This window comes from Vibrio sp. 10N.222.55.B11, assembly GCF_041473705.1.
GTDB lineage: Bacteria > Pseudomonadota > Gammaproteobacteria > Enterobacterales > Vibrionaceae > Vibrio > Vibrio crassostreae_C.
Genome location: NZ_JBFRST010000065.1, coordinates 1 through 14281, shown reverse-complemented (window position 1 = coordinate 14281; position 14281 = coordinate 1). Strand labels below are relative to the sequence as shown.

28 protein-coding genes are annotated in these 14281 nt (G+C 45.2%); all 28 read right to left on the bottom strand.

Annotated features, from left to right (window positions below):
- Positions 1 to 157: 157 nt before the first annotated feature.
- The gene (rplQ, locus tag AB4503_RS22425) at positions 158 to 538 is read right to left on the bottom strand and encodes a 50S ribosomal protein L17 (protein WP_004729812.1); all 381 of its coding nucleotides are present in this window, start codon (positions 536 to 538) and stop codon (positions 158 to 160) included.
- A 24-nt stretch (positions 539 to 562) separates the two neighbouring features.
- A complete protein-coding gene (locus tag AB4503_RS22420; RefSeq protein WP_004729813.1) occupies positions 563 to 1555 on the bottom strand; it encodes a DNA-directed RNA polymerase subunit alpha in 993 nt (330 codons plus the stop codon).
- 22 nt (positions 1556 to 1577) lie between these two features.
- Positions 1578 to 2198: a 30S ribosomal protein S4 gene (gene rpsD / locus AB4503_RS22415; RefSeq protein WP_004738777.1), complete on the bottom strand. Its 621-nt coding sequence runs from the start codon at positions 2196 to 2198 to the stop codon at positions 1578 to 1580.
- A gap of 31 nt (positions 2199 to 2229) precedes the next feature.
- On the bottom strand, positions 2230 to 2619 hold the full coding sequence (rpsK, locus tag AB4503_RS22410) for a 30S ribosomal protein S11 (RefSeq protein WP_004738778.1): 390 nt from the start codon (positions 2617 to 2619) through the stop codon (positions 2230 to 2232).
- 19 nt (positions 2620 to 2638) lie between these two features.
- Positions 2639 to 2995 carry a 30S ribosomal protein S13 gene (gene rpsM / locus AB4503_RS22405; RefSeq protein ID WP_004738779.1) on the bottom strand — a complete coding sequence of 119 codons (357 nt, stop codon included), beginning with the start codon at positions 2993 to 2995 and terminating at the stop codon, positions 2639 to 2641.
- 148 nt (positions 2996 to 3143) lie between these two features.
- Positions 3144 to 3257: a 50S ribosomal protein L36 gene (rpmJ, locus tag AB4503_RS22400; RefSeq protein ID WP_000868186.1), complete on the bottom strand. Its 114-nt coding sequence runs from the start codon at positions 3255 to 3257 to the stop codon at positions 3144 to 3146.
- A gap of 41 nt (positions 3258 to 3298) precedes the next feature.
- Positions 3299 to 4633 (bottom strand): preprotein translocase subunit SecY, encoded by a 1335-nt coding sequence (gene secY / locus AB4503_RS22395; RefSeq protein WP_004738781.1) that lies wholly within the window; start codon positions 4631 to 4633, stop codon positions 3299 to 3301.
- Positions 4634 to 4653: 20 nt separating this feature from the next.
- Complete coding sequence (gene rplO, locus AB4503_RS22390) at positions 4654 to 5088, bottom strand: 50S ribosomal protein L15 (RefSeq protein ID WP_004736758.1); 435 nt, start codon at positions 5086 to 5088, stop codon at positions 4654 to 4656.
- Positions 5089 to 5093: 5 nt separating this feature from the next.
- Positions 5094 to 5270, bottom strand: coding sequence for a 50S ribosomal protein L30 (gene rpmD, locus AB4503_RS22385; protein WP_004736756.1), 177 nt, complete (start codon positions 5268 to 5270; stop codon positions 5094 to 5096).
- A 7-nt stretch (positions 5271 to 5277) separates the two neighbouring features.
- Positions 5278 to 5778, bottom strand: a complete 501-nt coding sequence (gene rpsE / locus AB4503_RS22380; RefSeq protein WP_017061307.1) for a 30S ribosomal protein S5 — start codon at positions 5776 to 5778, stop codon at positions 5278 to 5280.
- 14 nt (positions 5779 to 5792) lie between these two features.
- Entirely contained in the window at positions 5793 to 6146 is a 354-nt protein-coding gene (gene rplR / locus AB4503_RS22375; protein WP_004738784.1) for a 50S ribosomal protein L18, read from the bottom strand.
- A 9-nt stretch (positions 6147 to 6155) separates the two neighbouring features.
- Positions 6156 to 6689 carry a 50S ribosomal protein L6 gene (rplF, locus tag AB4503_RS22370; RefSeq protein WP_017063712.1) on the bottom strand — a complete coding sequence of 178 codons (534 nt, stop codon included), beginning with the start codon at positions 6687 to 6689 and terminating at the stop codon, positions 6156 to 6158.
- Positions 6690 to 6699: 10 nt separating this feature from the next.
- The gene (gene rpsH, locus AB4503_RS22365; RefSeq protein ID WP_017061309.1) at positions 6700 to 7092 is read right to left on the bottom strand and encodes a 30S ribosomal protein S8; all 393 of its coding nucleotides are present in this window, start codon (positions 7090 to 7092) and stop codon (positions 6700 to 6702) included.
- Between the two features lie 29 nt (positions 7093 to 7121).
- Entirely contained in the window at positions 7122 to 7427 is a 306-nt protein-coding gene (rpsN, locus tag AB4503_RS22360; protein ID WP_004738789.1) for a 30S ribosomal protein S14, read from the bottom strand.
- Between the two features lie 16 nt (positions 7428 to 7443).
- Complete coding sequence (rplE, locus tag AB4503_RS22355) at positions 7444 to 7983, bottom strand: 50S ribosomal protein L5 (RefSeq protein WP_004738790.1); 540 nt, start codon at positions 7981 to 7983, stop codon at positions 7444 to 7446.
- A 24-nt stretch (positions 7984 to 8007) separates the two neighbouring features.
- Positions 8008 to 8325 carry a 50S ribosomal protein L24 gene (rplX, locus tag AB4503_RS22350; RefSeq protein WP_004738792.1) on the bottom strand — a complete coding sequence of 106 codons (318 nt, stop codon included), beginning with the start codon at positions 8323 to 8325 and terminating at the stop codon, positions 8008 to 8010.
- A gap of 11 nt (positions 8326 to 8336) precedes the next feature.
- Positions 8337 to 8708, bottom strand: a complete 372-nt coding sequence (gene rplN / locus AB4503_RS22345) for a 50S ribosomal protein L14 (protein WP_004736740.1) — start codon at positions 8706 to 8708, stop codon at positions 8337 to 8339.
- A 162-nt stretch (positions 8709 to 8870) separates the two neighbouring features.
- Positions 8871 to 9125, bottom strand: coding sequence for a 30S ribosomal protein S17 (rpsQ, locus tag AB4503_RS22340; protein WP_004736739.1), 255 nt, complete (start codon positions 9123 to 9125; stop codon positions 8871 to 8873).
- Positions 9125 to 9316: a 50S ribosomal protein L29 gene (gene rpmC / locus AB4503_RS22335; protein WP_004736737.1), complete on the bottom strand. Its 192-nt coding sequence runs from the start codon at positions 9314 to 9316 to the stop codon at positions 9125 to 9127. The genes rpsQ and rpmC overlap by 1 nt, the downstream gene beginning before the upstream one ends.
- On the bottom strand, positions 9316 to 9726 hold the full coding sequence (gene rplP, locus AB4503_RS22330) for a 50S ribosomal protein L16 (RefSeq protein WP_004736736.1): 411 nt from the start codon (positions 9724 to 9726) through the stop codon (positions 9316 to 9318). Before rplP ends, rpmC begins: the two co-directional genes overlap by 1 nt.
- Positions 9727 to 9737: 11 nt before the next feature.
- The gene (gene rpsC / locus AB4503_RS22325) at positions 9738 to 10436 is read right to left on the bottom strand and encodes a 30S ribosomal protein S3 (protein WP_004736734.1); all 699 of its coding nucleotides are present in this window, start codon (positions 10434 to 10436) and stop codon (positions 9738 to 9740) included.
- A gap of 18 nt (positions 10437 to 10454) precedes the next feature.
- On the bottom strand, positions 10455 to 10787 hold the full coding sequence (gene rplV / locus AB4503_RS22320; protein WP_004736732.1) for a 50S ribosomal protein L22: 333 nt from the start codon (positions 10785 to 10787) through the stop codon (positions 10455 to 10457).
- Between the two features lie 10 nt (positions 10788 to 10797).
- Positions 10798 to 11076 carry a 30S ribosomal protein S19 gene (rpsS, locus tag AB4503_RS22315; protein ID WP_004736729.1) on the bottom strand — a complete coding sequence of 93 codons (279 nt, stop codon included), beginning with the start codon at positions 11074 to 11076 and terminating at the stop codon, positions 10798 to 10800.
- A 19-nt stretch (positions 11077 to 11095) separates the two neighbouring features.
- The gene (rplB, locus tag AB4503_RS22310) at positions 11096 to 11920 is read right to left on the bottom strand and encodes a 50S ribosomal protein L2 (protein WP_010435149.1); all 825 of its coding nucleotides are present in this window, start codon (positions 11918 to 11920) and stop codon (positions 11096 to 11098) included.
- Between the two features lie 14 nt (positions 11921 to 11934).
- A complete protein-coding gene (gene rplW, locus AB4503_RS22305) occupies positions 11935 to 12237 on the bottom strand; it encodes a 50S ribosomal protein L23 (protein ID WP_004736765.1) in 303 nt (100 codons plus the stop codon).
- Positions 12234 to 12836 (bottom strand): 50S ribosomal protein L4, encoded by a 603-nt coding sequence (gene rplD, locus AB4503_RS22300; RefSeq protein ID WP_004738803.1) that lies wholly within the window; start codon positions 12834 to 12836, stop codon positions 12234 to 12236. The genes rplW and rplD overlap by 4 nt, the downstream gene beginning before the upstream one ends.
- Before the next feature lie 16 nt (positions 12837 to 12852).
- Positions 12853 to 13482 carry a 50S ribosomal protein L3 gene (gene rplC, locus AB4503_RS22295; RefSeq protein ID WP_004736763.1) on the bottom strand — a complete coding sequence of 210 codons (630 nt, stop codon included), beginning with the start codon at positions 13480 to 13482 and terminating at the stop codon, positions 12853 to 12855.
- A gap of 14 nt (positions 13483 to 13496) precedes the next feature.
- The gene (rpsJ, locus tag AB4503_RS22290; protein ID WP_004736761.1) at positions 13497 to 13808 is read right to left on the bottom strand and encodes a 30S ribosomal protein S10; all 312 of its coding nucleotides are present in this window, start codon (positions 13806 to 13808) and stop codon (positions 13497 to 13499) included.
- Positions 13809 to 14281: the final 473 nt, after the last annotated feature.

Sequence of the window (14281 nt, the reverse complement as noted above, 5' to 3'; positions counted from 1 at the left end):
GAGATACGAGATACGAGATATTTTTGAAAAATGGCGCAGACAAGACAAGCAAAAAATGCCAAACATCATGGTGCAATTTCTATTGTCTATTCCTTGTTCTACAGACACAAAAAAGCCGAGCTAATGCTCGGCTTTTGTATTAAGAATCTAGTATAGATTACTCAGCAGCTTCTTCAGCAGCTGGGCGGTCTACAAGCTCAATGTAAGCCATTGGAGCTTTATCACCAGTACGGAAACCACATTTAAGGATGCGAGTGTAACCACCTTGGCGAGCCGCGAAACGCGGGCCTAGTTCATTAAATAGTTTTGCCACAACTTCGTTATCACGAGTGCGAGCAAATGCAAGACGACGGTTAGCAACACTGTCTGTCTTAGCTAGGGTAATCAATGGCTCAATTACGCGACGTAGTTCTTTTGCTTTAGGCACGGTAGTTTTAATAACTTCGTGACGAACAAGAGAGCTAGCCATGTTGCTGAACATCGCTTTGCGATGACTGCTGTTGCGGTTGAGTTGACGACCACTTTTACGATGGCGCATGACCTAATCCTTCTAACTTTTCGATTAATCTTCAGCGATTGACGCTGGTGGCCAGTTTTCTAGACGCATGCCTAGAGAAAGACCACGTGAAGCAAGCACATCTTTAATCTCTGTAAGAGATTTCTTACCAAGGTTTGGCGTTTTAAGTAGCTCAACCTCAGTGCGCTGTACAAGATCACCGATGTAGTGAATCGCTTCTGCTTTCAAACAGTTAGCAGAGCGAACTGTTAGTTCAAGATCGTCTACAGGACGTAGTAGGATAGGATCGAATTCTGGCTTCTCTTCCTTCTCCTCAGGTACACGTACATCACGAAGATCTACGAACGCATCCAGTTGTTCAGCTAAAATAGTAGCTGCACGACGGATTGCTTCCTCAGGTTCTAGAGTACCGTTCGTTTCCATATCGATAACAAGCTTGTCTAAATCAGTACGTTGTTCTACACGTGCCGCTTCTACAGCGTAAGCGATTTTATCAACCGGGCTGTAAGTAGCGTCAACTAGTAGACGACCGATAGGACGCTCATCTTCTTCAGTATGGATACGAGCTGAAGCTGGAACGTAACCACGACCACGTTCTACTTTGATACGCATAGCGATCTCAGCGTTGTCATCCGTTAGGTGACAAATTACGTGCTCAGGGTTAGCGATCTCTACATCACCATCGTGGGTGATGTCACCTGCAACAACAGGGCCTGAGCCTGATTTGTTCAGTGTAATAAACACTTCATCTTTGCCTTCAGCAACGCGTACAGCCAAACCTTTAAGGTTTAGAAGGATTTCCAGGATATCTTCCTGAACGCCTTCTTTAGTGCTGTATTCGTGTAGCACACCTTCAATTTCAACTTCTGTTACGGCACAACCCGGCATAGAAGATAGAAGAATGCGGCGAAGAGCATTACCTAGAGTGTGGCCGAAACCGCGCTCTAATGGCTCAAGAGTTACTTTCGCGTGTGTCGTATTGATCTGTTCAATGTCAACAAGACGCGGCTTAAGAAATTCTGTTACAGAACCCTGCATTGTGTCCTCTCTTTTTTTAACCTTACTTAGAGTAAAGTTCGACGATCAAGTGTTCATTGATGTCAGCTGATAGGTCAGAACGCTCAGGCATACGCTTGAATGTACCTTCCATTTTGCCAGCATCTACTTCAATCCAAGTTGGCTTTTCACGTTGTTCAGCAACTTCTAGAGCCGCTTTAATACGAGATTGCTGTTTAGCTTTCTCGCGGATAGAAACAACGTCGTTTGCCGCTACTTTGAAAGAAGGAACGTTTACAACTTTACCGTTAACTAGAATAGACTTGTGGCTAACTAGTTGACGAGATTCAGCACGAGTAGCGCCAAAGCCCATACGGTAAACTACGTTATCAAGACGACCTTCAAGAAGCTGAAGCAGGTTTGCACCTGTGTTGCCTTTAAGACGTGCAGCTTCTTTGTAGTAGTTGCGGAATTGTTTTTCTAGAACGCCGTAGATACGACGAACTTTTTGCTTCTCACGAAGCTGAACGCCATACTCAGATAGACGACCGCGACGAGCGCCGTGTACACCTGGTGCGTTATCAATTTTACACTTGGTATCGATCGCACGGACACCAGACTTAAGGAATAAGTCAGTACCTTCGCGACGGCTAAGCTTAAGCTTAGGACCCAAATATCTTGCCATGATCTTTCTCCAATATTCCTAGAAACGAAACTTAAACGCGACGTTTCTTAGGTGGACGACAACCGTTATGAGGGATTGGTGTCGCATCAACAATGTTAGTGATACGGAAACCAGCAGCGTTCAGTGCACGAACAGTAGATTCGCGACCTGGACCTGGACCCTTAACCATAACTTCCAAGTTCTTTAGGCCATATTCTTTAGCCATTTCACCACAACGCTCAGCTGCAACTTGTGCTGCGAACGGAGTAGATTTACGAGAACCACGGAAACCTGAACCACCTGCTGTAGCCCATGCAAGAGCGTTGCCTTGACGGTCAGTGATAGTTACGATTGTGTTGTTGAAAGAAGCATGAATGTGCGCTACGCCATCAGCTACTTGCTTGCGTACGCGCTTACGCGCGCGAGTTGGTTGTTTTGCCATTGTACTCTACCTTATCCGACTATTTCTTGATCGGCTTGCGCGGACCCTTACGGGTGCGAGCGTTGGTTTTAGTACGCTGTCCACGTAGTGGTAGACTGCGACGATGACGAAGACCGCGGTAACAGCCAAGGTCCATAAGACGCTTGATGTTCATCGATACTTCACGACGTAGATCACCTTCTACAGTGTACTTAGCTACACCATCACGCAGTTGATCGATCTGCTCTTCAGTTAGTTCACTGATCTTAGCATCTTCAGCAATACCCACTTCAGCTAGAATAGCTTGAGAGCGAGTTTTACCGATACCGTAGATTGCAGTAAGTGCAATTACAGAATGCTTATGATCAGGAATGTTAATGCCGGCTATACGGGCCATTATTCACTCCTAAGGGGTTCATAAAAGAATTATCCGCAGCAAAGCCCGTTATGGATACGCTGCGGCATACTACTTCTTTTGCACGCAAAAGGTAGGCCGAGGAATATACTCGACTCTACCTTGTATTTCAAGTAAAAATTTCTGCTAATTAGCCTTGGCGTTGCTTATGCTTTGGCTCACTGCAAATCACGCGAACGACACCGTTACGCTTGATAACTTTACAGTTACGGCAGATTTTTTTAACGGAAGCACGAACTTTCATTGCTAAACTCCGTAAATGGAATCGAAATTGTTACCACCGAATTAACGGCCGTAACCCTTCAGATTCGCTTTCTTTAACACAGAATCATACTGTTGTGACATCAGATGAGTCTGTACCTGTGCCATGAAATCCATGATAACTACCACTACGATTAGTAGTGATGTGCCGCCAAAGTAGAAACGAACGTTCCACGCGACCATCATGAACTCAGGAATCAGACATATAAAAGTAATGTATAGAGCGCCCGCAAGGGTTAGTCTAGTCATCACTTTATCGATATATTTCGCTGTCTGCTCACCTGGGCGGATACCGGGTACGAATGCACCAGACTTCTTCAAGTTATCAGCTGTTTCACGTGGGTTAAACACCAACGCTGTATAGAAGAAACAGAAGAAGATTATAGCTGCTGCATAAAGCATTACATACAAAGGTTGACCTGGGCTAAGAGCTAATGACACGTCAGTTAACCAACCGAACGCGCTGCTTTCACCATTTTGACCAAACCACTGCGCTAATGTTCCTGGGAACAAAATAATACTTGATGCGAAAATCGCTGGAATAACACCTGCCATATTAATCTTAAGAGGCAAGTGAGAGCTTTGTGCTGCAAAAACTTTACGACCTTGTTGACGTTTCGCATAGTTAACGACGATACGACGTTGACCACGTTCCATGAAAACTACGAAGTAAATAACAGCAAAAGACAATACAGCAATCAACAGCAGAAGAAGCACATGCAATTCACCTTGACGCGCTTGCTCGATTGTTTGACCGATTGCAGAAGGCAATCCAGCAACAATACCTGCAAAAATCAGAATGGAAATACCATTACCGATTCCTCGCTCAGTGATTTGTTCACCTAACCACATTAAGAACATGGTACCAGTTACTAAACTCACGGTAGCAATAAGCGTAAACATGGTTTGGTTGATAACAACCAGATTGTCGACCATGTTTGGTAAGCCTGTTGCGATACCAATAGCTTGGAATGTTGCAAGTACAAGCGTGCCGTAGCGTGTATATTGGCTTATCTTACGACGGCCTGCTTCACCCTCTTTCTTGAGTTCCGCTAACGCTGGATGAACTACAGTTAGCAATTGGACTACGATCGATGCCGAAATGTACGGCATGATACCCAATGCTAATATAGATGCACGCTCAAGAGCACCACCGGAGAACATGTTAAACATTTCTACGATGGTACCTTTTTGCTGATCGAACAAATCGGCAAGTACAGCTGCGTCAATACCAGGGATCGGCACAAAAGAGCCGGCTCGGAATACTAAAAGTGCACCAATTACGAATAATAAGCGCGACTTTAGTTCACTTAAGCCGCTCTGAGCACTACGAAAATCTTGTCCTGGTTTCTTAGCCATCTGTACCTCGTTCCTCGAGATTATTCCTCGATTTTACCGCCTGCAGCTTCGATTGCAGCTTTAGCGCCTTTAGTCACGCGTAGACCTTTAACAGTCACAGCTTTGCTTAGGTCACCAGAAAGAACGATCTTAACAAACTCGATGTTCTTAGTGATAACGTTAGCAGCTTTAAGGCTGTTAAGATCAACTACGTCACCTGTTACTTTCGCTAGCTCAGCTAGACGAACTTCAGCAGACACTAGGCTCTTACGAGAAGTGAAACCGAATTTAGGTAGACGTTGTTTTAGAGGCATTTGACCGCCTTCAAAACCTGGACGAACAGAGCCGCCAGAACGTGACTTTTGACCTTTGTGACCGCGGCCACCTGTTTTACCAAGGCCAGAACCGATACCACGACCTACACGCTTCTTAGAAGGTTTAGAGCCAGCAGCCGGTGATAGAGTATTCAAACGCATTCTGATTACTCCTCAATCTTAACCATGTAGTAAACCTTGTTGATCATACCGCGTACGCACGGTGTATCTTCAAGTTCTACTGTATGGTTGATGCGACGAAGACCTAGACCTTTAAGACACGCTTTGTGCTTAGGTAGGCGACCAATTGAGCTTTTAGTTTGAGTTACTTTAATAGTTGCCATCGTGTGCTTACTCCGAAATAGATTCAACAGTTAGACCACGTTTAGCAGCAACCATTTCTGGTGACTTAACGTCTACTAGAGCACCAATCGTTGCACGAACGATGTTGATCGGGTTCGTTGAACCGTATGCTTTAGAAAGTACGTTATGTACGCCCGCAACTTCAAGTACAGCACGCATTGCACCGCCGGCAATAACACCTGTACCTTCTGCAGCTGGCTGCATGTAAACTTTAGAGCCCGAATGACGACCTTTCACCGGGTGGTGAAGAGTGCCTTCGTTAAGCGATACTGTAACCATGTTACGGCGCGCTTTTTCCATTGCTTTTTGAATCGCAGCAGGTACTTCACGAGCTTTGCCGTAACCGAAACCTACGCGACCGTTACCGTCACCAACTACTGTTAGTGCAGTAAAGCTCATGATTCGACCACCTTTAACCGTCTTAGATACACGGTTAACTGCGATCAGCTTTTCTTGCAAATCATTAGCTTGTTGTTGTTCTTTAGCCATCTTCCAACCCTACCTTAGAATTTCAGACCAGCTTCGCGAGCAGATTCTGCTAGCGCCGCTACTCGACCGTGGTATTGGAAACCAGAACGATCAAATGCAACTGAAGCTACGCCTTTTTCAAGAGCGCGCTCAGCAACAGCTTTACCAACTGCTTTAGCTGCATCAACGTTACCAGTGTTCTTAACTTGCTCACGGATCGCTTTTTCTACAGTAGAAGCAGCTGCGATAACCTCAGAGCCGTTTGCCGCGATAACTTGTGCGTAAACATGGCGAGGAGTACGGTGTACTACCAGGCGAGTTGCACCAAGTTCTGCAATCTTACGACGTGCACGTGTAGCACGACGGATGCGAGATGCTTTCTTATCCATAGTGATACCTTACTTCTTCTTAGCTTCTTTAGTACGCACATTTTCATCTGCGTAACGAACACCTTTGCCTTTGTAAGGCTCAGGAGCACGGTAAGAACGAATGTCAGCCGCAACTTGACCTACTACTTGCTTATCGCAACCAGTAATGATGATCTCAGTTTGGCTAGGGCACTCAGCTTTAATACCTTCAGGTAGAGCGTGCTCTACTGGGTGAGAAAAACCAAGAGTTAGAGCTACAGAGTTGCCTTTCATAGCAGCACGGTAACCAACACCCTTAAGAGTTAGCTTCTTAGTGAAGCCCTCAGTAACACCCACAACCATGTTATTAACTAGAGCGCGAGCTGTACCAGCTTGTGCCCATGCGTTAGTAACACCTTCTTTCGGACCGAAAGTTAGGTTGGTTTCTTCCTGTGCAATAACTACGGCGCTGTTAAGAACGCGAGTAAGCTCACCTTTGCTACCTTTTACAGTAACTTCTTGGCCGTTTAGTTTCACCTCTACGCCAGCTGGAATAGCGACAGGTGCTTTAGCAACACGAGACATAATCTACTCCTTAAGCTACGTAACAGATGATTTCACCGCCAAGACCTGCTTTACGAGCAGCACGGTCAGACATCAGACCCTTGGAAGTAGAAACAACTGCAATACCAAGACCACCCATCACTGTAGGTAAAGAGTCTTTATTTTTATAAACTCTTAGACCAGGACGTGATACACGCTTGATTTGCTCGATTACAGGTTTAGCTTGGAAGTACTTAAGAGTAACTTCTAGCTCAGGTTTTGCTTCGCTGTTAACAGCGAAGTCTACGATGTAACCTTCAGCTTTAAGTAATGCAGCAATTGCAACTTTAAGCTTTGAAGAAGGCATTTTTACAGCAACTTTGTTTGCTGCCTGACCGTTACGAACTCGGGTCAGCATATCCGAAATCGGATCTTGCATGCTCATAAGATTTACTCCAAATGATTAAGTGGCAATTACCAGCTAGCCTTACGAAGACCCGGAATCTCGCCTTTCATGCAAGCTTCACGAACCTTAATGCGGCTTAGACCGAATTTACGTAGGTAACCGTGTGGACGACCAGTTTGGTTGCAACGGTTGCGCTGACGTGATGCACTTGAATCACGTGGAAGAGATTGCAGTTTAAGAACCGCATTCCAACGATCTTCTTCAGATGCGTTTACATCGCTAATGATAACTTTTAGCGCAGAACGCTTTTCAGCGAACTTAGCTACTAGTTTTGCACGTTTAGCTTCACGTGCTTTCATTGATTGTTTAGCCATAACAGTAACCCTACCCTTACTTACGGAATGGGAAGTTAAAGGCAGCCAGCAGAGCTCGGCCTTCCTCATCGGAACCCGCAGAAGTCGTGATAGTGATATCAAGACCGCGGACACGATCGACTTTATCGTAGTCGATTTCCGGAAAGATGATTTGCTCGCGAACGCCCATGCTGTAGTTACCGCGACCGTCAAAAGACTTAGCGCTAACACCACGGAAATCACGTACACGTGGAAGTGCGATAGAGATTAAACGCTCTAAAAATTCCCACATGCGCTCACCACGCAAGGTTACTTTACAACCAATTGGGTAGCCTTCACGAATTTTGAAACCAGCTACAGATTTACGCGCTTTAGTGATAAGTGGCTTTTGACCAGAGATCGTTGCCATATCAGCTGCTGCGTTTTCTAGCAGTTTCTTATCGTTGATTGCTTCACCAACGCCCATATTTAGGGTGATTTTCTCAATCCTAGGGACTTGCATGACGCTTGTGTAGCTGAACTCTTTGGTAAGCTCAGCGACTACAGACGACTTGTAGTAATCATGCAGTTTCGCCATAGTAGAACTCCAAATTACTTCTAATTAGTTAGAAACAGTTTCGCCGTTAGATTTGAAGAAACGAACTTTCTTGCCATCTTCGATACGGAAACCGATACGGTCTGCTTTACCAGTAGCCGCGTTAAAAACAGCAACGTTAGAAGCATCAATAGCTGCTTCTTGTTCAACGATGCCACCTTGTTGACCTAGAGCCGGAACCGGCTTTTGGTGTTTCTTAACAAGGTTGATGCCTTCAACGATAACTTTACCAGTTGTCAGAACCTTAGTTACTTTACCTTTCTTGCCTTTATCTTTACCAGCAAGAATGATTACTTCGTCATTACGACGGATTTTAGCTGCCATATTGCCGCTCCTTACAGAACTTCAGGTGCTAGTGATACAATCTTCATGAATTTCGCGTTACGAAGTTCACGAGTCACAGGACCAAAGATACGTGTGCCGACTGGTTGCTCAGTAGTGTCATTTAACAATACACAAGCATTACTGTCGAAGCGAATGACAGAACCGTCTGGGCGACGAACGCCTTTACGGGTGCGCACTACTACCGCCTTCAGAACATCACCTTTCTTTACTTTACCGCGAGGAATCGCTTCCTTCACTGTAACCTTGATGACGTCACCGATATGTGCATAACGGCGGTGAGAGCCACCCAGAACCTTAATACACATTACCTTGCGCGCGCCAGAGTTATCTGCTGCGTCAAGTGTACTTTGCATCTGGATCATTGTTAGTGCTCCGCTAAATATTAAAACTAGACCCTCTCGGGTCGGGCTGCCTCTTTAAAAGGGACGCGAATTGTACCACCCTTTTTTTAAATTGGGTAGACAAAAAACAAGCGGCTCCAAAAAATTATTTGGAGCCGCTTATAAGTTATAGAATTACAAAGATTAAATCTTCGCTTTTTCTAGAACTTTAACCAATGTCCAAGACTTAGTCTTAGACAGAGGACGACACTCAGCGATTTCAACTTTGTCGCCTAGGCCACAAGTGTTGTCTTCGTCGTGTGCGTGTACTTTAGTCGTGCGTTTGATGAACTTACCGTAAATTGGGTGTTTTACAGTGCGCTCAATAGCAACAACGATAGACTTGTCCATCTTGTCACTTACTACACGGCCTTGCTGGATGCGGTTAGTTTCGCTCATTATGCGCCTGCCTTTTCAGTCAAAACAGTTTTCACACGTGCGATGTCACGGCGTACAGCTTTTAGAGTATGAGTTTGCTGTAGTTGACCAGTTGCAGCTTGCATGCGCAAGTTGAACTGTTCACGTAGCAAATTCAATAGCTCAGCGTTAAGCTCTTCAACGTTCTTTTCGCGTAGATCTTGTGCTTTCATCACATCACCTGCTTAGTTACAAAAGTAGTTTTAACAGGCAGTTTACGTGCCGCTAGGCGGAACGCTTCACGTGCCAACTCTTCAGGTACGCCATTCATCTCGTACATAACTTTGCCTGGTTGGATTTGAGCAACCCAGTACGCAACTGAACCTTTACCTTTACCTTGACGAACTTCAAGAGGCTTTTCAGTAATCGGCTTGTCTGGGAATACACGGATCCAGATTTGACCTTGACGCTTAATGTGACGTGTCATAGCACGACGTGCCGCTTCGATTTGACGTGCAGTCAGACGACCACGGCCAACAGCTTTAAGACCGAATTCGCCGAAGCTTACTTCAGTACCTTTAGCTAGACCACGGTTACGACCAGTCATAACCTTGCGGAACTTAGTACGTTTTGGTTGTAGCATCGTTCGACTCCTTACTTACGGCCTTTACGCTGCTTCTTAGGCTTATCGCCTTTTGGCTCTACTGCGTTAGCAGCTGGCATACCGCCTAGAATCTCACCTTTGAAGATCCAAACTTTAATGCCGATCACACCGTATTGAGTGTGAGCCGAAGAAGTTGCGTAATCAATGTCTGCACGTAGAGTGTGTAGAGGCACACGGCCTTCACGGTACCACTCAGAACGTGCGATTTCAGCACCGCCAAGACGGCCGCCTACTTGTACTTTGATGCCTTTAGCGCCTAGACGCATAGCATTTTGTACCGCACGCTTCATTGCACGACGGAACATAACACGACGCTCTAGTTGAGACGCGATGCTATCAGCTACAAGCTGACCATCTAGCTCAGGCTTACGTACTTCAGCGATGTTAATTTGCGCTGGTACACCTGCGATTTTAGCTACAGCTGCGCGTAGCTTCTCTACGTCTTCACCTTTCTTACCGATAACAACGCCAGGACGAGCAGTGTGAATAGTCACACGGATGCTCTTAGCTGGACGCTCGATAACGATACGAGATAATGATGCTTTTTGTAGTTCCTTTGTAAGGAACTGACGTACCTTGAAGTCGCCGTCTAGGTTGTCAGCGAATTCGTTGGTATTAGCAAACCATGTAGCATTCCAAGGCTTAACGATGCCAAGACGAATACCATTAGGATGTACTTTCTGACCCATTGCTTACTCTCCTAGTCTTTAGCGATCTGCTACAACAATAGTGATGTGGCTTGAACGCTTCAAGATACGATCCGCACGACCTTTAGCACGAGGCATAATACGCTTCATGATAGGGCCCTCATCTACGAAGATTTTAGCGACATTTAGATCGTCGATATCTGCACCTTCGTTATGTTCCGCGTTAGCGATAGCTGACTCAAGAACCTTCTTAACTAATACAGCAGCTTTTTTGTTGCTGAAAGTTAGAATTTCTAGAGCTTGGTCTACCGACTTACCGCGAATTTGGTCTGCAACTAAGCGAGCTTTCTGTGGAGAAATACGAGCAAAGTTATGTTTAGCTAAAGCTTCCATCATCTACTCCTTATTTCTTCTTAGCTTTCTTATCTGCAGCATGACCGCGATAAGTACGAGTTGGTGCAAATTCGCCCAGTTTGTGACCGATCATTTCTTCGGTAACGAAAACTGGAACGTGCTGACGACCATTATGGACAGCGATGGTCAAACCAATCATTGTTGGGATGATCATTGAGCGACGGGACCAAGTCTTAATAGGCTTTTTGTCTCCGCTTTCCACCGCTTTCTCTACCTTCTTCAGCAAGTGTAGGTCAATAAAAGGACCTTTCTTGAGAGAACGTGGCATGGCGATTCCTCTTTATAAATTATTTAGTGCGACGACGTACGATGTACTTGTCAGTGCGCTTGTTCTTACGAGTCTTGAAGCCCTTAGTAGGAACGCCCCAAGGAGAAACTGGGTGACGACCACCAGATGTGCGGCCTTCACCACCACCATGTGGGTGATCCACCGGGTTCATTACTACACCACGTACGGTTGGACGTACGCCGCGCCAGCGTGAAGCACCAGCTTTACCAAGTTCACGTAGCATATGCTCAGAGTTACCAACTTCACCGATCGTTGCACGACCTTCAGAAAGAACTTTGCGCATCTCACCAGAACGTAGACGGATAGTTACGTATGCACCATCGCGAGCGATGATTTGAGCATAAGCACCAGCCGAACGAGCTAGTTGAGCACCTTTACCAGGCTTAAGTTCAACACAGTGTACAGTAGAACCTACTGGGATGTTGCGCATCGGCAGAGTGTTACCTGCTTTGATTGCAGCATCTACGCCAGATTGAATCTGGTCGCCTGCGTTAACACCTTTAGGTGCAATGATGTAACGACGCTCACCGTCTGCGTACAGAACTAGAGCGATGTTAGCACTACGGTTTGGATCGTATTCTAGACGCTCAACTTTCGCTGGGATGCCATCTTTAGTACGTTTGAAGTCAATTACACGGTAATGGTGCTTATGACCACCACCGATGTGACGTACTGTAATACGACCGTTGTTGTTACGACCACCGTTCTTAGAGTTTTTCTCTAGAAGTGGTGCGTATGGCTTACCCTTGTGTAGGTCAGCGTTAACAACTTTAACGACGTGACGACGACCAGGGGAAGTCGGCTTACATTTAACAATAGCCATTTTTACTACTCCTGTTATTCCGCGCCGCCAACGAAGTCAAGATCTTGACCTTCTTTCAAAGTAACGTAGGCTTTCTTAACGTCTGAACGACGGCCTTCACGCATACCTTGACGTTTGGTCTTACCCTTTAATACAAGAGTATTTACAGACTTAACTTCAACTTCAAATAGCTTTTCTACAGCTGCTTTGATCTCTTTCTTAGTTGCATCTTTAGCTACTTTGAAAACGATAGTGTTCGCTTTCTCAGCTGCCATAGTTGCTTTTTCAGAGATGTGCGGAGCACGTAGAACTTTTAAGATACGCTCTTCAGTGATCATGCTAGCATCTCCTCAACTTGCTTAACTGCGTCAGCAGTCATTAGAACCTTGTCGAAAGCGATTAGTGATACTGGATCAACACCAGCAACATCACGTGCATCTACTTTGTATAGGTTACGAGCAGCTAAGAATAGATTTTCATCTACTTCGCCAGTCACAATCAGAACGTCGCTTAGCTCAAGCTCTTTAAGCTTAGCTACAAGTTCTTTTGTTTTTGGTGCTTCTACAGAGAAGTTATCAACAACGATTAAACGCTCTTGACGAACTAGCTCAGAAAGAATGCTCTTCATAGCACCGCGGTACATTTTTTTGTTTACTTTTTGGCTGTGATCTTGTGGTTTCGCAGCAAAAGTAACACCACCTGTACGCCAGATTGGGCTACGAATTGTACCAGCACGTGCGCGGCCAGTACCTTTTTGACGCCATGGCTTAGCGCCACCGCCAGATACTTCAGAACGAGTCTTTTGAGCACGAGTACCTTGACGAGCACCTGCTGCATATGCAACAACTACTTGGTGTACAAGAGCTTCGTTGAAGTCACGTCCGAAAGTAGTCTCGGAAACAGTTAGTGCATCAGCACCTTTAACCATCAATTCCATTACTTACTCCTAGACGTTATGCTTTAACAGCAGGTTTTACGATCACGTTTCCGCCTGTTGAGCCCGGTACTGCACCTTTAATAAGGAGTAGATTGCGCTCAGCGTCAACACGTACGATCTCTAGGTTTTGAGTCGTTACACGCTCAGCACCCATGTGACCTGCCATTTTCTTGCCTTTAAACACGCGGCCTGGAGTTTGACATTGGCCAATTGAACCCGGTGCGCGGTGAGACAAAGAGTTACCGTGAGTCATATCTTGAGTAGAGAAGTTCCAACGCTTGATAGCGCCTTGGAAGCCTTTACCTTTAGATGTACCAGTAACGTCTACTTTTTTAATTTCGTTGAAAAGTTCTACGTTTAGCTCAGCGCCAACTTCAAACTCTTCGCCGTTTTCTAAACGGAATTCCCAAAGACCGCGACCTGCTTCTACACCCGCTTTCGCGAAGTGACCAGCTTCAGGTTTAGTTACACGGTTAGCTTTCTTAGCACCAGTAGTTACTTGGATTGCTGCGTAGCCGTCTGTCTCAAGAGTTTTAACTTGAGAAATACGGTTCGCTTCAACCTCAACAACAGTTACTGGGATAGAAACGCCTTCTTCAGTAAATACGCGGGTCATACCCACTTTACGTCCGACTAGACCAATCATTATTCTTATCTCCCTTAACCTAGGCTGATTTGAACATCAACGCCAGCTGCAAGATCAAGACGCATTAGAGCATCAACAGTTTTATCTGTTGGCTCAACGATGTCGATCAAACGCTTGTGAGTACGGATTTCGTACTGATCACGTGCATCTTTGTTGACGTGTGGAGAGGTAAGAACAGTGAAACGCTCTTTACGAGTAGGAAGTGGAATAGGACCACGAACCTGTGCGCCAGTACGTTTTGCTGTTTCAACGATTTCCGCAGTTGAAGCATCGATTAGCTTGTAATCAAACGCTTTAAGGCGGATACGAATACGTTGGTTCTGCATGAGACAGAGCTCCAATTATTAAAAATTACACAAACAATATCGCCACTCAAACCCGATAAAACGAGAGAATGCCGATTGATTTATGTGAAACCGTAGCACCCAAAATTAGGACGCATTGTCAGTTAACTTTTGAAGTAAACAAGAAGTTTACTATTTTTATTAACCGCGAACATAAGCTGAGTATACATTACTAGGTAAGACCTACTCCTCAGTGCTCATTGGTTCACAACCAGCGTTAGCCAGTGCGATGCATTATACAGATCACACTTTAGTATGCAAGTAGTGTTGGAAAAATAATCGCAATTTATTGGAAGTTGGTTTTGTATCGAGAGGGAAGAAGATAGATGGAAGGTAATATTTCTTTTGAGAAAACAAAAGGGAAGCCGAAGCTCCCCTTTTCAGATGCGTGCTCTTCTAATGAAGAGAGTGCAAAAATCTAAATGCTATTAAGCGAAGATTTTAGCTACAACACC

Coding starts and splice junctions, on each gene's coding strand:
- rplP (WP_004736736.1), bottom strand. CDS start 9,726: ATGCTACAACCAAAACGTACTAAGTTCCGCAAGGTTATGACTGGTCGT.
- rplV (WP_004736732.1), bottom strand. CDS start 10,787: ATGGAAGCTTTAGCTAAACATAACTTTGCTCGTATTTCTCCACAGAAA.
- rplR (WP_004738784.1), bottom strand. CDS start 6,146: ATGGATAAGAAAGCATCTCGCATCCGTCGTGCTACACGTGCACGTCGT.
- rpmD (WP_004736756.1), bottom strand. CDS start 5,270: ATGGCAACTATTAAAGTAACTCAAACTAAAAGCTCAATTGGTCGCCTA.
- rplD (WP_004738803.1), bottom strand. CDS start 12,836: ATGGAATTGATGGTTAAAGGTGCTGATGCACTAACTGTTTCCGAGACT.
- rplB (WP_010435149.1), bottom strand. CDS start 11,920: ATGGCTATTGTTAAATGTAAGCCGACTTCCCCTGGTCGTCGTCACGTC.
- secY (WP_004738781.1), bottom strand. CDS start 4,633: ATGGCTAAGAAACCAGGACAAGATTTTCGTAGTGCTCAGAGCGGCTTA.
- rplX (WP_004738792.1), bottom strand. CDS start 8,325: ATGGCAGCTAAAATCCGTCGTAATGACGAAGTAATCATTCTTGCTGGT.
- rplQ (WP_004729812.1), bottom strand. CDS start 538: ATGCGCCATCGTAAAAGTGGTCGTCAACTCAACCGCAACAGCAGTCAT.
- rpmC (WP_004736737.1), bottom strand. CDS start 9,316: ATGAAAGCACAAGATCTACGCGAAAAGAACGTTGAAGAGCTTAACGCT.
- rpsH (WP_017061309.1), bottom strand. CDS start 7,092: ATGAGCATGCAAGATCCGATTTCGGATATGCTGACCCGAGTTCGTAAC.
- rpsQ (WP_004736739.1), bottom strand. CDS start 9,125: ATGAGCGAAACTAACCGCATCCAGCAAGGCCGTGTAGTAAGTGACAAG.
- rpsS (WP_004736729.1), bottom strand. CDS start 11,076: ATGCCACGTTCTCTCAAGAAAGGTCCTTTTATTGACCTACACTTGCTG.
- rplE (WP_004738790.1), bottom strand. CDS start 7,983: ATGGCGAAACTGCATGATTACTACAAGTCGTCTGTAGTCGCTGAGCTT.
- rplF (WP_017063712.1), bottom strand. CDS start 6,689: ATGTCTCGTGTTGCTAAAGCACCTGTCGCTATTCCAGCTGGCGTAGAG.
- rpsD (WP_004738777.1), bottom strand. CDS start 2,198: ATGGCAAGATATTTGGGTCCTAAGCTTAAGCTTAGCCGTCGCGAAGGT.
- rpsC (WP_004736734.1), bottom strand. CDS start 10,436: ATGGGTCAGAAAGTACATCCTAATGGTATTCGTCTTGGCATCGTTAAG.
- AB4503_RS22420 (WP_004729813.1), bottom strand. CDS start 1,555: ATGCAGGGTTCTGTAACAGAATTTCTTAAGCCGCGTCTTGTTGACATT.
- rpsE (WP_017061307.1), bottom strand. CDS start 5,778: ATGGCTAAAGAACAACAACAAGCTAATGATTTGCAAGAAAAGCTGATC.
- rpsM (WP_004738779.1), bottom strand. CDS start 2,995: ATGGCCCGTATAGCCGGCATTAACATTCCTGATCATAAGCATTCTGTA.
- rplW (WP_004736765.1), bottom strand. CDS start 12,237: ATGATCACTGAAGAGCGTATCTTAAAAGTTCTACGTGCTCCGCACATC.
- rplO (WP_004736758.1), bottom strand. CDS start 5,088: ATGCGTTTGAATACTCTATCACCGGCTGCTGGCTCTAAACCTTCTAAG.
- rplN (WP_004736740.1), bottom strand. CDS start 8,708: ATGATCCAGATGCAAAGTACACTTGACGCAGCAGATAACTCTGGCGCG.
- rplC (WP_004736763.1), bottom strand. CDS start 13,482: ATGATTGGTCTAGTCGGACGTAAAGTGGGTATGACCCGCGTATTTACT.
- rpsN (WP_004738789.1), bottom strand. CDS start 7,427: ATGGCTAAACAATCAATGAAAGCACGTGAAGCTAAACGTGCAAAACTA.
- rpmJ (WP_000868186.1), bottom strand. CDS start 3,257: ATGAAAGTTCGTGCTTCCGTTAAAAAAATCTGCCGTAACTGTAAAGTT.
- rpsK (WP_004738778.1), bottom strand. CDS start 2,619: ATGGCAAAACAACCAACTCGCGCGCGTAAGCGCGTACGCAAGCAAGTA.
- rpsJ (WP_004736761.1), bottom strand. CDS start 13,808: ATGCAGAACCAACGTATTCGTATCCGCCTTAAAGCGTTTGATTACAAG.